We start from the raw sequence: 18,794 nt of genomic DNA, 5'->3' as shown, positions 1-18,794 counted from the left end.
GACCATCGTCGCGGTCGCTGTCGCGCTGTTCTTCGCCTCCGCGTCAGCGGCGTGGCTGCGCCGGCGGACGCGCCCACCGGCCGCCCGCGCGCGGGCGCTGCTGGGGATCGTGATCGCCGTGCTGCCGCTGACTGGATGTGGTTCGGGCGCAAGCGATTCTGCGTCGACCCCCGAAACCCCGCACGGCTACGTGGCAGGGGCGGAGGAGACCGATGAGCCGCAGCTACGCCTCGTCGTCGCCGATGCCGGGGGAGCGGTGCGGGTGGTCGACCTGCTCGACGGCACGGTGACCGATGCCGGGCGGGCGCCAGGTGTACTCGGCGTCCGGGGAGACGATCGGTTCGCCTATCTCGGGACCGGAGATACGGTGCGGATCGTGGACGGCGGCGCCTGGACCGTCGATCACGGCGACCACATGCACTACTACCGCGCGCCGATCCGGGAGACCGGTGTCCTGCGGCGCGGCGGATCGGTTGCGGCACACAGCGATCCGGTCCTGACAGGTATCGTCACCGCGACCGGGACCGCCCTGCTGGATCGCGCCGACCTGGACAAAGGCCTGATCACCGAACGCGGCGTCGTCGACAACGCCATCGCTGTCCCGTACGCCGAGCACCTCGTCGCGGCCGCGAAAGACACGGGCCGGGTGGACATCCGGAATCGTGCCGGCGAGGTCGTGGCATCGACACCGGAATCCTGCCCCTCGCCTGCCGGATCCGCGGTGACCCGCCGTGGTCTCGTGATCGGCTGCGCCGACGGTGCCGTCGTGATCACCGCGTCCGGCGGCAGGTTCGAAGCTGCGAAAGTCGGCTACCCGCAACCGGTCTCGGATTCCGAGCGGCCGAGTCGCTTTGCTCACCGACCCGGCAGCACCACACTCGTCGGGCCGGCCGGAAGCCGAGGCGTGTGGGTGCTCGATATCCGCACGCGGACTTGGCGATTGCTGGACACCGGGCCGGTCGTCGCGGCGAACACCGCGGGGGAGGGCAGCATCCTGCTCACCCTGACCCGCGACGGCGTACTCCACGGCTACGACATCACCACCGGCGCGCAGACCACGCAGACGCAGCTGCTGTCCGGGCCGATCCCGGATACCGGTCCGCCACCGGCGATCGAGATCGACTCCGGGCGCGCCTACGTCAACGACGCCGCCGCGCACGCGGTGCACGAGATCGACTATCGCGACAACCTGCGCCGCGCACGTACTTTCGGGATCGATATCTCGCCGGTGCACATGGTGGAGACAGGCCGATGAAGTCGGTCCTGCAGGCCTGCGCCGCTCTGTTGCTGCTGGCCCTCGTCCCCGCCTGTGCCGACACCGGCGCCGAACGACCCGAAATCGTCGTCACCACAAACATTCTCGGCGATCTCACCCGCGCCGTGGCCGGCGACGCCGCGACGGTGACCGTGCTGATGCCGCCGAACGCCGACCCCCACCAGTTCGCAATCTCGGCGCGGACCGCGGCCCGCATCGAACGCGCCGACCTGCTGATCCACAACGGTCTCGGCCTGGAGGAGGGCCTGCGCCGTCACGTCGAATCGGCCGAACAGGCCGGAGTGACAACGATTTCGGTGGGGGAGCAGGTGGATCCGATCCGCTATCGCGGCAGCGCGGGCGGCGGTCCGGATCCGCACTTCTGGACCGACCCCGCCCGGGCGCGCCGTGCGGTCGAGGTGATCAGCGAGCAGGTGGTCCGGATCGCCGGTGTCGACGCCGATGCCGTGCGCGCCGCCACCGCACGCTACCTGTCCGAGCTGGAACGGCTCGATGGGTGGATGAGCGAGCAGCTCGCGGCGCTGCCCGCTGAGCGCCGCAAATTGGTCACCAACCACCACGTCTTCGGTTATCTGGCACAGCGTTTCGGCTTCGAGGTGATCGGAGCGGTGATCCCCAGCGGCACCACCCTCGCCTCGCCGAGCGCCTCCGATCTGGCCGGACTGGCCGACACCATTCGCGCTGCGGGCGTGCCCGCGATCTTCGCCGATTCCTCCCGGCCCGACCGCCTCGCCCGCGTGCTGGCCGACCAGGCGGGCGTGCAGGTGCAGGTGATCGGCCTGCACTCGGAGTCGCTGACCGAACCCGGCGGCGCCGCTCCCACCTACCTGGACATGATGCGCGCCAACACCGAGGCCATCGTGCGCGGCCTGACCGCGCCCTGAACCCCCACATCACGAGAAATGGAGTAGCACATGCGGTTACGTTCCCGCCCCGCGCAGGCGGCGGCCCTGACGGCGTTACTGGGAGCGGTGGTCGCACTGTCCGGCTGCGGCACCGGCGACCGGGCCTCCGGCGACCATTCCGATCACCGCGCGATCGCCGATCCGATCGCGGTCACCTACGACGGCGGCATCTACCTGCTGGACGGGCAGACCCTGGCCCGGTCCGGCGAGGTATCGCTGGAAGGTTTCAACCGGCTCAACCCCGCCGGTGACGCCAATCACGTCCTGGTCTCGGGCAAGGACGGCTTCCGGGTCCTCGACGCCGTGCACGGTGAGCTGACCGAAATCACCTTCCCTGCAACGAAACCCGGGCATGTGGTGCGCCATGCCGGACGCACCGTGCTGTTCGCGGACGGGACCGGCGAGGTCACCTCCTTCGATCCCGGACAACTCAGGAACGGCAAGCCTGCGACCGAGTCGTACCGGGCCGCGGCACCGCACCACGGCGTGGCGGTCGAGCTGGCGAACGGGGAACTGGTCGTCACCCTCGGCACCGAGGAGAAGCGGACCGGGATCACGGTGCTGGACAAGGACCGCAAGGAGATCGCCCGCAACGAGGATTGCCCCGGTGTGCACGGCGAATCCGCCGTCCAGAGTGAAGCGGTCGTGATCGGTTGCGAGACTGGTGCTCTCGTCTACCGCAACGGCGCCATCACCAAGGTTGCCGGCCCTACCCCCTACGGCCGCATCGGCAATCAGGCCGGCAGCGCTGTGTCGCCCGTCGCTCTCGGTGACTACAAACAGGACAAGGACGCCGAACTGGAACGCCCCCAGCAGATTTCGCTGATCGATACCCGGACCGGCAGCCTGCGCCTGGTGAACATCGGCACCAGCTATACCTTCCGGTCGCTGGCCCGCGGCCCGCAGGGCGAGGCGCTGGTCCTGGGTACCGACGGACGGATTCACGTCATCGATCCGGACGCGGGCACCGTAGTCCGCACGATCCCCGTGACCGGCGCATGGGAGGAACCGCTGCGATGGCAGGAGCCGCGGCCGGCGCTCTTCGTCCGCGGCCACGACGTCTACGTCTCGGATCCGGCCACCAAGCAGATCCACCGGATCGACCTCGCCACCGGCGCCGTCGCCGCGACCGCCACCCTCTCCGCCGCACCGAACGAACTCAGCGGCGTCGTCCGGCATTGATCGGCCAGGCACCGACGTCCGGCCGGGGCAAATAGGCCGGAACCGTTCCCGATCCGGCCTGTTCGTCCACATTCCCGACGAGTAGAAAACCGCGGTTCAACGGCGTTTCAACACGGCGAAACGATCAACTCGACAAGGTCGGAACATGCCAGGACCCGCGAGAAGATGGCGCGCCCCACATCCTGTCGCCGTTATTGCCAGGGAGTGGAATGGGTGCCCGTCATCAAGACTGCGAGGTCTTCGGGCTTGATGAACGACGGTGGGGCGGGGGACCCCAGCTGAACAAGCCCTTTGCGCTCTCCAACGTTTCCGGCTTCCACAGTTGGTCCTCGACGATGCAGTCCATGTCGGAGTAGTACTCGGTGAAGTTGCCCGCCGGGTCTATGTGCGCTGCGGTGGACCGGATATTTCGGGATGATGATCCGGAGGGCATGGAGGAGCCTCGTTATGGCGGAGTGGGTACGGTTGGCACCAGGAGCTCATTGGTCTGATGCGTAGCCTCCGTGCCACCAGTGGCGCAGTATGGCGAGCTGTCGTTCCGTGAGGGGTTCAGCCGGTTGTTCTTGGATCTTGTCGAGGTGGGCGAGTTTTCGGCGGTCCACTCGTGGCCGCCCTCGGCGTTGTCGGTCAACGGTTGCTCGCTGCTGACGTGTCCGCTTGTTGCCGATAGTGGTGGCGACTGTCCCACTGGCGTAGGGCATTTCGGCTTCGGCGCAGTGGTGGGGAGAATGGGACCGGCGCTACTGTAAGCATGTGGTTGCCTGACTGTGCAACCCGTCTGCTGATTCTCCCTAGCCCATGAAACTATGCCACCGTTCATGGTTGCGGAAGTGAGATGGTCCGTCTTGGACTGCCGTTGGTCGACATCCACCTTGAATGGCTGTTGACGACTAGGGTTTCGCCATCCCGCAGCGGCGTGAGCCCCAATAGCTCTGCTCGCACGACGTTGGTCTTGGCAGAGCGAAGCGATCGCAGCAAGAGGCTGTGGCAGGAGCGGTGTGGGTGGTCAAGTCCGGAGGGGGTATCGACCAGCACGCCAACCTCCTGCAACACCGAAACTGCTGGTCATCGGCAAATAACTCAACCCTATCCAGGGATCGGCTGTCTTTTCGGGCTAGTCTTCTGGTTTAGCCCAGCGACCACGCGCCTGCCTGATGTGGTTGCGCATGAAGCTTTCGACGGCATCTTGATCTCGGGATTCGATGAGGTCGACGATGGTGAAGTGTTCGCGGGCCACGTCGACGAGTTCGCCCTTCTCGGCCAGGGAGGCGAGGCCGAATAGGCGGGTGTGGTCGCGCAGGTCCGAGACGAGGGTGATCAGGCGCGGATTGTCCGCGTAGCCGAGCAACGTCAGGTGGAAGATCTGGTCGGCGGCGGTGTATTCGACCAGATCTGCCTGTTCGGCGCCTTCGACGATCTTGGTGGCGAGTTCGCGTAATCGGGGGAGGTCCTCGGCCGGAATCAGCGGCGTGACATCGCGAACGACGGGAGGTTCGAGTAGTAGCCGGATCTGGGTGATGTCGTCGAGATCCTTTTCGGCGACTTCGGTGACGCGGAATCCCTTGTTGGGCACGATCGAGATGAGGTTTTCGCGTGCCAGATCGAGCATCGCTTCGCGGACGGGGGTGGCGGATACCCCGAACCGTGCTCCGAGGGTCGGCGCCGAATACACCACGCCCGGCTCCATCTCGCCGGCGATAATGGCCGCGCGAAGTGCCCGCGAAACCTTATCGCGCAGGCTGACCTTCTCCATCTGGGTGAATTGGTCGATACTCACGTCATCGTTCCCCTGCCCATGGTCAGCTGATCCGACCGGTCGAAGAGATTCTATGCCATGTCACGTTGCATAGACACTCTCACCGCTCGGCGGCCTCCGCATCGACAGCTCGCAACGACTTACCCGAGGTCTCTTTCGCGAGGCCGACCGCGATCACCGAGACCGCCGCCGCCGCAACCAGATACAGCGAGATCGGGACCGAACTGTGGAATCCGTTGAGCAGGCTGATGGCGATCAGCGGCGCCAGCGAGCCCGCCAGAATCGGCGCGATCTGATAGCAGAACGACAGCGCCGTATAGCGGACGTGGGTCGGGAACATTTCGGTCATCAACGCGGAATACGGTGCGTAGGTGAGAGATTCGATGGCCAGCCCCAGCGTGATCGCGGCGATGATGGCCGCATAGTTGCCGGTATCCATCATCGGGAAGGCCACGAATCCCCATCCGGCGGTGAGTACCGCGCCGGTGAGATACACCGGCCTGCGGCCGATCAGATCCGAGAGCAGGCCCGCTGCCGGGATCATGACGAAGTGCAGTAGGTGCGCCGCGAGCATCAGCGCCAGGATCGGGGCGGTATCCACCTCCACCACGAGCTTGAGATACGTGATCGAAAAGGTCACCACGATGTAGTAGAGGATGTTCTCGGCGAATCGGGCGCCGATGCCGATCAGCACCTCGCGCCAATGGAAGCGGAGCACCTCGACAATGCCGAGCGAACGGCGCTGATCCGCCTCGATCATGGCCTGCGCCTCGACGAAGATCGGTGCGTCGTCGACGCTGGAGCGCACCCAATACCCGACGATCACGACGATGGCGGACAGCCAGAAGCCGATGCGCCAGCCCCAGGACAGGAACTGCTCGTCGGACAGACTCGCCGACAGGACCAGCATCACGACGGTGGCAACCACGTTGCCCAGCGGCACCCCTGCCTGTGGCCAACTGGCCCAGAATCCGCGCCGGTGATCCGGGCTGTGCTCGCTGACGAGCAGTACCGCACCACCCCATTCCCCGCCGAACGCGAAACCTTGGATCAAACGCAGCGTGACCAGCAGGATCGGCGCCCAGTATCCGATGGCGTGGAAGGTGGGCAGACAACCCATGAGGAATGTGGTGATACCGACGACGACCAGGCTGAGCTGGAGCAATGCTTTGCGTCCGACGCGGTCGCCGAAGTGGCCGAACAGCAGTCCGCCGAAGGGGCGGGCGAGGAAGCCGACCGCGTACAGCGCGAATGCGGCGATGATGCCGTCGACGGCGTTGCCGCTGGAACGGAAGAACACCTGGCCGAAGACCAGCGCCGAGGCCGTGCCGTACAGAAAGAACTCGTACCACTCGGCGACGGCGCCTGCCATGGCCGCGGCCACGATACGGCGTAGTCCGGTTGGGGCATCCGCCCGTAGCTGAGTATTCGCGGTGCCGTCGACAGCGGTCATGGTGTTCACCTTCGTCGGAGATCGAATGGCATGTCGGGTGGACCGAGCAAGCCGAAGTCAGCGCTGCCGAGTTATTGATACTAGGCGCGAAAACTTATGCACTGTGATGTGTGACATTGCACCATAGAGAAGTGATGCCGCTCACGCAAGTGGTTGCGCGACCGGGACCATCCCGCTAGCGTCAGTGCAATGTCACACGGCACTGACGTGACAGTGGCGGCCGGGCGCTCTACCCGGACTCTCGATTCGATGGAGGTTCTCATGTCCGAAACGACCGCGTCGGCAGCGAATAAGCCCTGGCACGGGGTGTTGGTAGCGACGACCTTGCCGTTCACCGAGGACCTTTCGGTCGATTACGACACCTATGGCGAACATGTGGCGTGGTTGGCTGCCAACGGTTGCCACGGCGTGAGTCCGAACGGATCGCTCGGCGAATATCAGACCCTCGGCGACGAGGAGCGCGCCAAGGTGGTGACCACGGCCATTGCCGCGGCCCCCGCAGGATTTACGGTGATGCCGGGTATCGCGGCCTATGGGGCGCTGCAGGCGCGCAGGTGGGCGGAGCAGGCCGCCGAGGCCGGGGCGCATGCGGTAATGCTGTTGCCGCCCAACACCTATCGCGGCGGTCGGGATTCGATCCTCGATCACTATCGCACCGTGGCGCAAGTGGGGCTGCCGATCGTGGCGTACAACAACCCGATCGATACGCGCATCGACCTGACCCCGGACATACTGGCCGAGCTGCATGCCGAGGGCCTCATCGTCGGTGTCAAGGAGTTCACCGGCGATGTGCGCCGCTTCTATGAAATCAAGGAACTCGCCCCCGAACTGGATGTGCTCATCGGCTCCGACGATGTGGTGCTCGAGCTCGGTATCGCCGGCGCGGTCGGCTGGGTGGCCGGGTATCCGAATGCGATTCCGCAGGCGACGTTGGAGCTGTACAACGCGTCGGTGAGCCAGAACTTGGACAAGGCGCTGCCGCTGTATCGCGAACTGCACAAGTTGCTGCGGTGGGATTCGAAGACCGAATTCGTTCACGCGATCAAGCTGTCGATGGATCTGGCCGGACGTGGTGGTGGTGCGTGCCGTCCGCCACGGGTCCCGCTGGCGCCCGAGTTGGTCGCGAAGATCACCGCCGACACCCGCGCTGTGCTGGCCAAGGGCTACCGGTAATCCCACGTGAGTACGGGAAGTGAGAGCGCGATGACCTTCATGGTCGAATCCGTCGCCGATACCACTGCGGAAGAGGTCGATTCGATCGTCGAAGCCGCCGCGGGGGCGGCGGGGCCGTGGGCAGGAATGGCACTGGCCGACCGGGCCAGGGTGCTGAGTGGTATCGCGGACCGGCTCGACGCGCATGCCGCCGAGTTGATCCCACTGGCCATGCTGGAGACACACTTGGCGCAACCGCGGCTCGCAGGTGAGCTGAAGCGCACCAGCTTCCAACTGCGTATGTTCGCGCAGTTGGTGCTCGACGGTGGATTCCTCGATGTGCGCATCGATAGAGCGGATGCGGACTGGCCGATGGGCGCGCCGCGACCGGATCTGCGCCGGATGAATATTCCGCTCGGCCCGGTCCTCAACTTCGCGGCGAGCAACTTCCCGTTCGCGTTCTCTGTCGCCGGTGGTGACACCGCATCCGCGTTGGCTGCCGGATGCCCGATCATCGTCAAGGCCAATCCTGGGCATCCGGCGCTTTCCCGCGCGGTCGGCCGGCTTCTCGACGAGGTGATCGCCGAATGTGGTGCTCCCCGTGGGACATTCGGTATGGTCTTCGGCCGCGATGCCGGGGTGCGTGCGCTCCTGCATCCCGCGGTCGCCGCCGCGGCCTTCACCGGGTCGACCGCAGGCGGACGTGCGCTGTACGACCTGGCTTGTGGGCGGCCGGTGCCGATTCCCTTCTACGGGGAATTGGGATCGATCAATCCGGTGTTCGTGACGGCCGAGGCGGCGCGGGCGCGGGCGGCGGAGATCGCCGCGGGGCTACTGATCGCAGTGAGTTCGAGTGCTGGGCAACTGTGCACCAAACCTGGGCTGGTAGCGGTGCCCGAGGGGTCCCCGTTGCTGGCCGAGCTGATCCGTACCGCGCCGGTGCCGACGGGGGAGATGCTCAACGATCAGATCGCGGATGGCTTCACCAGGGCTGTCGAACAGGTGCGTGCACATCCGGATGTACGGGTGCTGACCGGTGGCGGACCCGGGGAGGCATTGCTGCTCGCCACGACCGCGCGGGCGGTGCTGTCCGATCGTGACCGGCTGATGCGCGAGATGTTCGGTCCAGCAACGCTATTGGTGAGCTATCGAGATACCGCGGAGCTGCTCGAGCTGGCCCGGTCGGTCCAAGGCGAGTTGACCGTGTCGATATTCGGCGAGCACGCCGACGACACCACCCGCGCGCTTCTCACCGCCGGGGCGGGTGCGGCCGGGCGTGTGCTCTGGAACTCCTGGCCAACGGGGCTTTCGGTGACCTACGCCCAGCAGCACGGCGGACCGTACCCCGCTACCACCGCACCGGCCACGACTTCGGTGGGCACCGCGGCCATTACGCGATTCCTGCGTCCAGTGGTGTTCCAATCGGTACCCGATCAGCTGCTGCCGCCGCAATTGCGCACCGAGAACCCGCTCGGTGTACCCCGCTCACTGAATGGGGCACTCGCGCAATGACTCTCGACTCGTCCCGCGCGGCGGCCCTGGCTGGGACCGACGTGCTAATTGTCGGCGGCGGCATCATCGGGTGTGCGCTCGCGGACCGGCTCGCGCTCGCTGGTGCGTCGGTGCGGGTCTGCGAGGCAGGTGGTTCGGCTTCCGGAACCACCGCGCACGGCGAGGGTAACGTCCTCGTTTCGGATAAGGGGCCGGGCCCTGAATTGGAACTCGCGCAGTTCTCGCGCGGTCTGTGGCCCGGCATCCTCGAGCGCATCGCCGAGCGACTGCCCGAGGAAGTAGTAGCCGTCGAATGGGAACCCAAGGGCGGCATCGTAGTTGCCACCACAGACGCCGGGGCCGCCGCACTGGACGAGTTCGCTCGTGGCCAGCGCGCGGCCGGCGTGCATTGCGAAGATCTCGACGCGGACCGGCTGGCCGAGGCCGAACCCGCATTGACCCGGGATGTGACCGCGGGCGTCTATTACCCTGACGACGCCCAAGTCCAACCCGTCGGCGCGGCGGCGGCCCTGATCGGGTCCGCCGTCGCGGCCGGTGCACTTGTCGAGACCCGTTGCGCTGTCACCGGACCCATCGTCCGCGACGGTCGGCTGATCGGCGTGCGGACCACCAAAGGGTCACGCTACGCCGATGTCGTGATCAACGCGGCCGGACCGTGGTCGGGCCGGGTGTCCGACCTCCTCGGCGCACCGATCGCGGTCAAACCACGGCGGGGCGATGTTCTGATCACAGCGCCCATGCCGCCCACCGTTTTCCACAAGGTCTACGACGCGGATTACGTCGGCGCAGTCGGTAGTTCGGATGCAGCACTGCAAGCCTCCGCTGTGGTCGAGTCCACTCGCGGCGGCCCACTCCTACTCGGCTCATCACGCCGGCAATGTGGCTTCGACGACCGACTGCGGCCGGACAGCCTCGCCGCGATCGCCCGCAAGGCGCTACGCCTGTACCCGGTACTCGCCGACGTCGCAATCATGCGCGCATACGGCGGTTTCCGCCCCTACGTCGACGACCACCTCCCGGTTATCGGACCCGACCCACGCCTACCCGGCCTTTGGCACGCTACCGGCCATGAGGGGGCCGGTATCGGCCTATCGGTCGGCACCGCGCAATTACTCGCCTCCGCCCTTACCGGCCACGCGGTCGGAGTCGACATCGCGCCCTTCGCTGTCGACCGCCCAGCCGTTATCGCCTCCCACCCCAGCCAACCAACCACGGAGAAGGTGTCCTGTTGAGCCCCAACCCGATTCGACCGGAGGTCGACCTGGTCGACCGCCCGCATCGCACGGCCGCGGTTTCCCGTACCGCCCCGCAGATGGAGCACGTAATCCTATGAGCCCCAGCATGATTCCCCCGAATGGGGACTCGATCGGCCGTGCGGATCGGCCATTGGCGGTCGTTGTAGACGGTGTCGAAGTGCAGGGCGTATACGGCCAGACGCTCGCCTCCGTCCTGTTGGCCGACGACCGTTCGCACTGGCGGACCGCGCCGAATGGCGGCCGTCGCGGCGTGTTCTGTGGAATCGGCATCTGCTTCGACTGTGTCGCCACCGTCAACGGGGTCCCCGATATCCGACTGTGCCGTCGACCTGCCCGTGATGGCGACACCGTGATCACTCAGACCCGCGTGATCGAGGGGGAGCGATGAGCGGTTATCCGCTGGCTGCTGGGGGCTGCCCCACGGGTATCGACGTGGCTTCCGTGCGTGATGGCGACATGATCGCCACTCGGGTCCGGGTGACCGGGCTGGCGGAGGTGGATCGATGAGTAGGCACGTGGTGGTGATCGGAGGGGGTCCGGCCGGTACCGCTGCGGCGGAAGCTGCGCTGCGTCATGGGGCGACGGTGACGTTGATCGATTCGAACGAGGCGCTCGGTGGGCAGTACAACCGGCGTATCCCGGCTGCCTATGGGGTTCGTCGACCCCTTGCCATCGGGCACGGTTATGACGCGTCCGACCGGCGTGCGCGTTGGTTGATGGCGCATTCGCGCTGCGAATATTTGCCGTGGGCGGCGGTATATCAGATCGAGCGGCACATCGAAGGCGGCTGTCCCGCTGTGCGATTGCTGGTCGGCGTCGAAGGTGATCAGCGGCTGCATCGGATCGTTCAGGGTGATGCACTGGTGCTCGCGACCGGCGCTTATGACCGGGTGTGTCCGTTTCCCGGCTGGGATCTGCCCGGCGTTTATACCGCTGGTGCCGCACAGACTCTCGCGAAGACGCAGCGAGTTCTGGTCGGGCAGTCCGTACTGCTGTCGGGCACCGGTCCGTTCCTGCTGCCCGTCGCGCACTCCCTTGCCGAGGGCGGCGCTGATGTTCGTGCGGTGTTGGAGGCCAATCCGGGCCGCCGAATCGTTCGGCATTGGGTTGCCAGGCCATGGGAGCTGCGGCACAGCTTCGGGAAGGCCGCAGAGCTGGTGGAGTACATCAGTTCCGGTGTGCGACATCGAATTCCGTTGCACACCTCGCGTGCAGTCGTCGCGGTGGCAGGTGAAGGTCGGGTGGAGGAGGCTACCGTCGCCCGCCTCGACGAGAATTGGACGCCGATACCCGGCAGTCATAGCACTGTGTCCGTGGATGCGGTTGCGGTGTCGCATGGCTTCACCCCGCAGCACGAACTCGCGCTCGCCGCTGGAGCGCAGCTGACCGCCGACGGCTTCGCCCGGGTCGACAGTTCGCAGCGGACTACCGCCGAATCTGTCTGGGCAGCAGGAGAAATCACCGGTATCGGTGGCGCGCAGGTCGCTGTGATCGAAGGAGCCGTCGCGGGGCTTGCCGCAGCCGGGGTGGATCCCGACTCGGACCGGGCGCTTCGTGCCCGGCACCGTACGGCCGAGCAATTCGTGGCACGGCTGGCAGCCGCGCATCCCATCGGCCCCGGTGTACTGACGTGGTCGCACCCGGACACCGTCATCTGTCGATGCGAGGGCACCACCTGCGGTGAACTGACCGCCGCTTGGGACCGCGCCGCGGGCGACGGCTACCGCCCCGCCAAGCTCGCCACTCGCGCCGGACTCGGGCCGTGCCAGGGCCGGATATGCGCGGCAAACATCGAGGCACTGCGGGCGCGGGCATGCCCGGACACTGTCTCCGCCCCTGGTCTTGCGGCAGCCACCCCCGCTTGGCGTCCACTGGCCGCACCGGTGCGCCTGCGCGAACTTGCCGATCTCGATAGTGAAGGACAGTCCTGATGCTCAGTAGCAAGATCATCACCGCGATCGATACCCACACCGAGGGCATGCCCACCCGTGTGGTCACGGGCGGGGTCGGCACGATTCCGGGTGACACGATGGCGCAGCGCCGAATGTATTTCATCGAGCATCTCGATGGGCTGCGCAAGCTGCTGGTGAACGAGCCGCGTGGACATGCGTCGATGAGTGGGGCGATTCTGCAACCGGCCACCACTGAGGACGGGCACTACGGCGTACTGTTCATCGAAGTCAGTGGACTGCTGCCGATGTGTGGGCACGGCACTATCGGTGTCGCGACCGCGTTGGTCGAGGCGGGCATGGTCCCGGTCACCGAACCAGTGACCGAGATTCGGCTGGATACCCCGGCCGGGCGCGTGGTGGCAACAGTGGCTGTCACTTCGGGGCACGTGGATTCGGTCACCCTCCTCAATGTGCCCTCGTATTGCGACAGCCTGGACAACGAGGTCGACGTGCCTGGTCTCGGCACCGTCCGCTACGACATGGCCTACGGCGGAAACTTCTACTCCATCGTCGATCTCGCCACGCTCGGTCTGGCGTTCGACCGTTCGCACAAGGATCGGATCCTCGACGCCGGACTCCGAATCATGCAGGCCATCAACGAGTTCCGCCGTCCGGTACACCTCGACGACGAGCGGATCTCCGGCTGCAAACATGTGCTGTTCCTCGACCCGGCTTCCGAGCCCGCGCACACCCGTAACGCGATGACCATCTACCCCGGCTGGTTCGACCGTTCACCCTGTGGCACCGGCACCTCCGCACTGCTTGCTCGCCAGCATGCCCGCGGGCTGCTCTCCGGTGATCAAGTGCTGCACAACGATTCGTTCATCGGCACTACCTTCTCTGCGCGCGCGGTCGAAACCACCACGATCGGAGGCTGTCCCGCGATCGTGCCCGCGATCACCGGCCGCGCCTGGCTGACCGGTACGGCGAACTACCTGCTCGATCCGTCGGACCCGTTCCCCGAGGGGTTCGTCTTTTAGCGCAAGCGATTTCGTGCACACCCCATCGACCACCACCCTGTTTTACTGATCACCACCTGAAAGGCCACGACAATGTCTGTCGTAACCAGGAGCCCGCGTCCCCCCATGACCAGAAGTGGGGTCATGCGGCGAATGCCCGTGACCGTCGCCGACACCGGCGATTTCAAGAAAAGCATGGGGCTATGGCAATTGGTGGCGCTGAGCCTAGGCGGGCTGGTGGGTGCGGGCGTGTTCTCGCTCGCGGGCGTCGTGGCCAATGAGGTTTCGGGTCCGGCGGTATTGATTTCGTTCGCGATCGCCATCGTCGCCTCCGGTGCGGCGGGCCTGTGCTATGCCGAATTCGCGGGCATGGTCCCGAAAGCCGGATCGGCCTATACCTATTCCTATGTCGCGCTCGGCGAGATCATCGGCTTCATGATCGGGTGGGATCTGCTGCTCGAATACACGGCCATCGTCTCCGTCGTCGCGATCGCGGTATCCGGGTATCTGAACTACATCACCCACTACATCGGATTCGACCTGCCCACCTGGGCACTCGGCGCGCCGGGCACCGGCGACGGCCACAAGGTCGATCTGTTCGCGGTGCTGCTCTGCCTGCTGCTCGCATTTCTCCTTTCCCGCGGCACCCGCGAATCCGCACGCGTGCAAACCGGACTCGTCGCACTGAAGATGGTCATCGTCGCGGTGGTCATCGTCGCGGGCGCTTTCCATATCAAGGCGGGCAACTACACGCCGTTCTTCCCGTTCGGCGTCGGCAGCGCGGTTTCCGGTGCGGCACTGGCCTTTTTCGCGGTGTACGGCTATGACGCGATGAGCGCGGCCGCCGAGGAATCCAAGGACGGGAAGAAGTTGATGCCGAAGGCGATCCTCATCAGCCTTGGTATCGCCTCGGTTGTCTACCTGCTGGTCTGCCTCATTATCGTCGGCATGGTCAACCACACCGATATCAATGTCTCCTCGCCTTTTTCCAGCGCGTTCGACACGGTGGGCATGGGTATCCTCGGCCTTGTCATCGCGGTCGGCGCCGTCGTCGGCGTCACCACTTCCGCCTTCGCGAATATGCTTGCGGTCACTCGCGTCGGCTTCGCGATGAGCCGCGACGGTCTGCTGCCGTCCTATTTCGGGAAGAGCAGCGAACGCCGCAAGGTGCCCACCCGGGTGATCTGGCCGGTCGGCATCGTCTCTGCGCTGATCGCGGGCCTGCTGCCCATCCGCGAAGCCGCGGAACTCACCAATGTCGGAATCCTGATGGCGTTCATCGTCGTCGCGGTGGGCGTGATCCGGCTCCGCAAGACCCGCCCGGACGCTGACCGGGCCTTCCGGACCCCCTGGGTTCCGGTGGTGCCGCTGATCGGCATCGGTTTCTCGATCTGGCTGATCAGCCACCTCGACATGATCACTTGGGTGCGGTTCGTCATCTGGCTGTTGCTCGGCCTTGCGCTGTACTGGGGCTTCGGTTATAGGAACTCGAAACTGAATGAGCCGGCGAGCTGAATCGCTTGCTCCCGACCACCCGCAGGTCATCGACCTGCGGGTGGTCGATCGGTCAACTCGACAGGCCTCCCGTGTTCGTGGCACACCTTTTACCAAGAAGGAGTTGTCCTTCTCCAACTCGGTGATTTCCCTCCGCAGCCGCAGCAACTCGGCCCGCTCGGCCGCGTCCAGAGCTTGTCCCCATGGACCTCGGCAGCGGCGGTACTTGGTGACGCCGCGGCGACCGTACCCGGGACAGGTCGTTCATCCGCGCACTCCATGGTTCGCCAAAGGCACCAGACCGTAGGGATTTTCGATGCCGCGGTGGCTGCGCGGTCGGTGGCCAGCCGAACGAGGACCGAGCCGCTGTCATCATTTGTCCACTCATCGTGGTTATGGCGAACCGAGGACGCGACGTCCGATTCACGACGCGAAGTTCGGGCACAAGTTCGTCGTCGCCGCACTGACGAACAGCGTGCCCTGACCGAACTGGTACTTCCGCTCGACCGCGGATATCTCGTCGAGAACCGACACACCTGCGCGCAGGTGGTCACAGGTGGCGTAGCCCGCGCTGATCATCTCGGCTGCCGATTTTCCGGGCAGGGTGGCGTTGTTGAGGCTGATCTCGTCGAAGAACGTGGCTTCGGCAGTGCCGGTGTCGGCCGTCGCGGTAGCACCGCCGCCCACAGCAGTTCCGACTGCCACAAGTGTCGCAGCACAGGCAACTGCGAAGGTGCGGAGGCGGATTCGGTTGATCACCATGATGTCGTCCTTGGGTTCAGGCGCCGTTGTCGGCGTAGCACCAACGATCCCGCAGCCGACATCGGCAAAGAACCCACCCCAGGGCTGACGCGGGTCACCCTCGAACTCGCCGATAAGCCGCGTAGGTCGACGCGCGACCATTCATGGGGTATCGCTGCGATGCCGATCCTGAGTCGATGCTGGATATTGGAGATTCCCACCGCATTCGATGCGCTCGCCGTGGCTGGCGCCGATCTGGCAAATCTGCCAGTTCCGGCGCAGGTCGGTGCTGGACCTCTGGCGATCCGGGATGGCCTGCGTGTGCGAGGAAGGACTTGATCACAGATCTGCGTCATCAATGACGCTGATTGGTGTTCAAGTGGAGGCTATTTCGGTTCGCTGGAGCATAGCATAGAGTCGACGAAAATGTTGCGATGTCCGTATCCTGTTGAGTTGTAACAGTTTTCGGTACTGTTGCGGAAATAGCTGAGTGGGGGGCGTTATGACGTTCTGCCGATTGGTTCGGATTTGGTCTATTGGCTGCTTCAAATGGGTTGTGGCATGGGCGGAGTCATGTGGTGAGTTGTGGTGCCGGTCGCGTGTGGTTGGCGACCGGCACGGTGGTGGTTAGAGGGTGATGGGGTGGGTTCAGCGGTGAGTAGTGGGTGGGGTTCTCGGGTGAGTGCGGATAGTGCTGCGGCGATTTCGTGGAGGTTGGCTTTGACGTAGGTGGCGGTGGTGCCGTGGGTTTTTCGGGTGTGGTGGCCTGCGTAGGTGCGGGCGGTGGCGTAGCCGAAGGTGCGTTCGACCCAGGTGAGGGTGGTGTGGCGTGGCATTCGAACACGTAGGCGCGTGATTGTGCTACAGCGTTGGCGTGTGCCTGCCTCCGACCACAGGCTCGCGTCCCCAGCGGGCAACCTTGGAAACGGCAAGACCCGCAAGTGTGCTTTTAGGCCAGCTCATTGTGGAAGTGGATTTCCCGCTGTGGGGGCTGATCTGGTCGGTCACGCCGCGCCGCGGCGCCGGAATTTTTCAAGCCGAATGAGACCATTGGGTGTGTTATGCGGCTGTCGTATCGGTCTCCTGTGCAGGTCGGTTGATCCAGACGGTGTCGGGTAGCGCGAGAATCTTCGGTGGTGTCGTGGCGGCGAAGCGATGAGGATGCCGCGCGCGAGCCGCGGCGAGCACCGCTCGCCGGTCGGCTGCCCTGTCTGCTGCGAGCCCGTAGTGGACATCGGCAGGGGTATGCAGGCCGATGCCGGTGTGGCGATGTTCGTGGTTGTACCAGTGGGCAAAGGAATCCATGAATTGTCTTGCCTCGGTGAGTGATCCGAAGCGTTCAGGGAACTCCGGACCGTATTTCAGAGTCTTGAACAGCGCCTCGGAAAAAGGGTTGTCATTGGACACTCGTGGCCGCGAATGCGACCGGGTGACCTCGAGATCGGCCAGCAGCGTGGCGACGGTCTTGGACGTCATCGACGTGCCTCGATCGGCGTGCACGACCTGCGGGATGCCGTGGACACCGAAGATCTCTTTCATCAATTCCGTTGCCAGTACACCGGATTCGTGAGTATGGACGTGAACGCCGACGATGTAGCGGGAGTAGATGTCGATCATCACGTAGGCGTCGAAATACTGGCCTTTCACCGGGCCGGCGAGTTTGGTGATGTCCCACGAGTACACCTGCCGGGGCGCGGACGCGACCAGTTCCGGACACACCTTCGCCGGATGCCGCGCCAGGCGGCGACGCTCGCTGACCTGCTTGTTCTCCCGCAATACTCGATACATCGTGGACACCGAACACAGGTAGGTGCCCTCGTCGAGCAGTTGGGCATAGATCTGCAACGGCGCCAGGTCGACGAAACGAGAACTGTTGCAGACCTCCAGGATTCGGCGCCGCTCCAGCGCAGTCAGCTTGTTGACCGGATCACTCGCCCGCGCCGACGACACGGGCGGTGTGGGTGCCGTCGTGGCCCGACGGCGGCGCATCGCGGTGGAACGCACCAGCCCGGTCAACACCGCGGCCACCCTCGTCGCCACACCACCGGCCGTCAGCGCGGCATACGCTGCTGTCAGCGTTTCTTGCGCTGCTCGTCGGAATCCGCGCTCTCGGACAGAGTTTGCAAGAGCGCGTGTGCTTTTCCCATGATGTCCAGGGCGGTTTCGGTGGTCGACAGGCGCTTGTTCAACCGCTCGTTCTCCCGGCGCAGCCGCGCGATCTCGGCCTGCTCGGTGGTGGGTTTCCCGATCTTCTCACCCGGTTTCTTCCCGGCCAGCAGCCCCGCGTCGCGCTGCTTGCGCCACTCGCTGATCAACGACGAATACAAGCCCTCTTGGCGCAGATACCCGCCGCCCTCGCCGTGCTCGACCGCGCGCTCATATGCCTCCAGATGCGCGAGCTTGTCCGCGGCGCTGAACGCGCGCCGCCGCTTCGGCTCCTCACCACGCGGACCCTGTGAACCCATCCGCCCATTGTCGTCGGCGACCCTGGAGGCCCTCGTACTGGTCATGAAATGTAGATCCGTCTCTCGCCCCGCGTCAGGCCGATTGGCTGTGAACCGGTGGACTCAACTCAGCCTGACACGCAGGGCGCAAAGCCGCGGACGGCGGTGGCGTTCCACGCCGGCGGTTTGTTCGGCCGCCGGCAGCTCGATGCGGCCCGCTACCGCGCCAGTCAGCCGAACCTGTCTATCTCGGGTCGCTCGCCAGTCGGGTCGCTTCGCACGTTTGGTGACGACCACGCCGGTGAGTGTAGGGGACTTCCGGGCAGGTTTATGCCGGCTTCGTTGCCGGTGACGAAGGGGGGACATCGAGTGCGGGGGTCTTGTCGGCGCACGTTTCGGTGCCACTGCCGATTCTGTCGCCGAGGATGTTTCAGTCACCGTTCACCGACAGGTTCGAGGCCGACCTGGTAGTGGCAGCCGGCGTGCCTCTAAGTGTTGACAGTTGACAGTGTGGAATTTACATTCATGGTGAATCAAAAAGCTGGCACCTCGGTCGCAATGGATAGCAGACGGCTGACGACGACCGAGGCCCTCTCCTGGCGCTTCAATGAAACGGATGATCGTGGCTCCAACCAACTTCCGGCCGAAGTATGTCTCCTTCGACTGCTACGGCACGCTGATCAACTTCGATATCGATCCGACCACCCGGCGG

General features: G+C 65.2%; 14 protein-coding genes and 2 pseudogenes. 10 read left to right on the top strand and 6 right to left on the bottom strand.

Annotated features, from left to right (window positions below; translation table 11 throughout):
* The 3 genes and pseudogenes from NA5_RS41565 to aztD all read left to right on the top strand — a co-directional run.
* A pseudogene (locus NA5_RS41565) lies at nucleotides 1-1,255 on the top strand (zinc ABC transporter permease AztB); the annotation flags it as partial.
* Nucleotides 1,252-2,160 carry a zinc ABC transporter substrate-binding protein AztC gene (aztC, locus tag NA5_RS36015; RefSeq protein ID WP_062993512.1) on the top strand — a complete coding sequence of 303 codons (909 nt, stop codon included), beginning with the start codon at nucleotides 1,252-1,254 and terminating at the stop codon, nucleotides 2,158-2,160. The pseudogene NA5_RS41565 and the gene aztC, both read left to right, overlap by 4 nt.
* Nucleotides 2,161-2,190: 30 nt before the next feature.
* Entirely contained in the window at nucleotides 2,191-3,363 is a 1,173-nt protein-coding gene (gene aztD, locus NA5_RS36010; RefSeq protein ID WP_062993511.1) for a zinc metallochaperone AztD, read from the top strand.
* A 191-nt stretch (nucleotides 3,364-3,554) separates the two neighbouring features.
* Here the strand turns inward: aztD and NA5_RS42675 are convergent.
* From NA5_RS42675 to NA5_RS36000, 3 genes and pseudogenes are all read right to left on the bottom strand, one after another.
* Nucleotides 3,555-3,745 (bottom strand): annotated as a pseudogene (locus NA5_RS42675) (VOC family protein); the annotation flags it as partial.
* 732 nt (nucleotides 3,746-4,477) lie between these two features.
* Entirely contained in the window at nucleotides 4,478-5,140 is a 663-nt protein-coding gene (locus NA5_RS36005; protein ID WP_245672613.1) for a GntR family transcriptional regulator, read from the bottom strand.
* Between the two features lie 79 nt (nucleotides 5,141-5,219).
* The gene (locus NA5_RS36000; RefSeq protein WP_062993510.1) at nucleotides 5,220-6,572 is read right to left on the bottom strand and encodes an MFS transporter; all 1,353 of its coding nucleotides are present in this window, start codon (nucleotides 6,570-6,572) and stop codon (nucleotides 5,220-5,222) included.
* Nucleotides 6,573-6,833: 261 nt separating this feature from the next.
* Between NA5_RS36000 and NA5_RS35995 the strand changes: the two genes are divergently transcribed.
* From NA5_RS35995 to NA5_RS35965, 7 genes are all read left to right on the top strand, one after another.
* Entirely contained in the window at nucleotides 6,834-7,745 is a 912-nt protein-coding gene (locus NA5_RS35995) for a dihydrodipicolinate synthase family protein (RefSeq protein ID WP_062993514.1), read from the top strand.
* Nucleotides 7,746-7,751: 6 nt separating this feature from the next.
* A complete protein-coding gene (locus NA5_RS35990) occupies nucleotides 7,752-9,236 on the top strand; it encodes an aldehyde dehydrogenase (NADP(+)) (RefSeq protein WP_307188894.1) in 1,485 nt (494 codons plus the stop codon).
* The gene (locus NA5_RS35985; protein WP_062993509.1) at nucleotides 9,233-10,468 is read left to right on the top strand and encodes an NAD(P)/FAD-dependent oxidoreductase; all 1,236 of its coding nucleotides are present in this window, start codon (nucleotides 9,233-9,235) and stop codon (nucleotides 10,466-10,468) included. The genes NA5_RS35990 and NA5_RS35985 overlap by 4 nt, the downstream gene beginning before the upstream one ends.
* Nucleotides 10,469-10,577: 109 nt before the next feature.
* Nucleotides 10,578-10,880 (top strand): (2Fe-2S)-binding protein, encoded by a 303-nt coding sequence (locus tag NA5_RS35980; RefSeq protein ID WP_245672612.1) that lies wholly within the window; start codon nucleotides 10,578-10,580, stop codon nucleotides 10,878-10,880.
* 115 nt (nucleotides 10,881-10,995) lie between these two features.
* Nucleotides 10,996-12,423 (top strand): NAD(P)/FAD-dependent oxidoreductase, encoded by a 1,428-nt coding sequence (locus NA5_RS35975; RefSeq protein ID WP_062993507.1) that lies wholly within the window; start codon nucleotides 10,996-10,998, stop codon nucleotides 12,421-12,423.
* Nucleotides 12,423-13,424, top strand: a complete 1,002-nt coding sequence (locus tag NA5_RS35970) for a proline racemase family protein (RefSeq protein WP_062993506.1) — start codon at nucleotides 12,423-12,425, stop codon at nucleotides 13,422-13,424. The genes NA5_RS35975 and NA5_RS35970 overlap by 1 nt, the downstream gene beginning before the upstream one ends.
* A gap of 105 nt (nucleotides 13,425-13,529) precedes the next feature.
* Nucleotides 13,530-14,918, top strand: a complete 1,389-nt coding sequence (locus NA5_RS35965) for an amino acid permease (RefSeq protein WP_169811413.1) — start codon at nucleotides 13,530-13,532, stop codon at nucleotides 14,916-14,918.
* Nucleotides 14,919-15,320: 402 nt separating this feature from the next.
* Here the strand turns inward: NA5_RS35965 and NA5_RS35960 are convergent, their stop codons facing one another.
* The 3 genes from NA5_RS35960 to NA5_RS35950 form a co-directional block, all read right to left on the bottom strand.
* On the bottom strand, nucleotides 15,321-15,584 hold the full coding sequence (locus NA5_RS35960; RefSeq protein ID WP_218020237.1) for a DUF732 domain-containing protein: 264 nt from the start codon (nucleotides 15,582-15,584) through the stop codon (nucleotides 15,321-15,323).
* A 599-nt stretch (nucleotides 15,585-16,183) separates the two neighbouring features.
* Nucleotides 16,184-16,474, bottom strand: coding sequence for a hypothetical protein (locus NA5_RS41960; RefSeq protein ID WP_062993503.1), 291 nt, complete (start codon nucleotides 16,472-16,474; stop codon nucleotides 16,184-16,186).
* Nucleotides 16,475-16,697: 223 nt separating this feature from the next.
* Nucleotides 16,698-18,103, bottom strand: a protein-coding gene (locus NA5_RS35950; protein WP_371856487.1) for an IS3 family transposase whose coding sequence is annotated in 2 segments (ribosomal slippage) — nucleotides 16,698-17,737 and nucleotides 17,737-18,103 — 1,407 coding nt in all. Because the reading frame shifts where the segments join, the coding sequence is not laid out codon by codon here.
* Nucleotides 18,104-18,794 lie beyond the last annotated feature (691 nt).

This window comes from Nocardia anaemiae NBRC 100462, assembly GCF_001612725.1.
Classification (GTDB): domain Bacteria; phylum Actinomycetota; class Actinomycetes; order Mycobacteriales; family Mycobacteriaceae; genus Nocardia; species Nocardia anaemiae.
The sequence above is the reverse complement of the archived record's forward strand: the minus strand, read 5'-3'. Positions and strand labels throughout refer to the sequence as shown.

Bases quoted from the DNA above. Each gene is read 5' to 3' on its own strand.
- aztC (WP_062993512.1), top strand. From the start codon at position 1,252: ATGAAGTCGGTCCTGCAGGCCTGCGCCGCTCTGTTGCTGCTGGCCCTC.
- aztD (WP_062993511.1), top strand. From the start codon at position 2,191: ATGCGGTTACGTTCCCGCCCCGCGCAGGCGGCGGCCCTGACGGCGTTA.
- NA5_RS36000 (WP_062993510.1), bottom strand. From the start codon at position 6,572: ATGACCGCTGTCGACGGCACCGCGAATACTCAGCTACGGGCGGATGCC.
- NA5_RS35995 (WP_062993514.1), top strand. From the start codon at position 6,834: ATGTCCGAAACGACCGCGTCGGCAGCGAATAAGCCCTGGCACGGGGTG.
- NA5_RS35985 (WP_062993509.1), top strand. From the start codon at position 9,233: ATGACTCTCGACTCGTCCCGCGCGGCGGCCCTGGCTGGGACCGACGTG.
- NA5_RS35980 (WP_245672612.1), top strand. From the start codon at position 10,578: ATGATTCCCCCGAATGGGGACTCGATCGGCCGTGCGGATCGGCCATTG.
- NA5_RS35975 (WP_062993507.1), top strand. From the start codon at position 10,996: ATGAGTAGGCACGTGGTGGTGATCGGAGGGGGTCCGGCCGGTACCGCT.
- NA5_RS35970 (WP_062993506.1), top strand. From the start codon at position 12,423: ATGCTCAGTAGCAAGATCATCACCGCGATCGATACCCACACCGAGGGC.
- NA5_RS35965 (WP_169811413.1), top strand. From the start codon at position 13,530: ATGACCAGAAGTGGGGTCATGCGGCGAATGCCCGTGACCGTCGCCGAC.
- NA5_RS41960 (WP_062993503.1), bottom strand. From the start codon at position 16,474: ATGCCACGCCACACCACCCTCACCTGGGTCGAACGCACCTTCGGCTAC.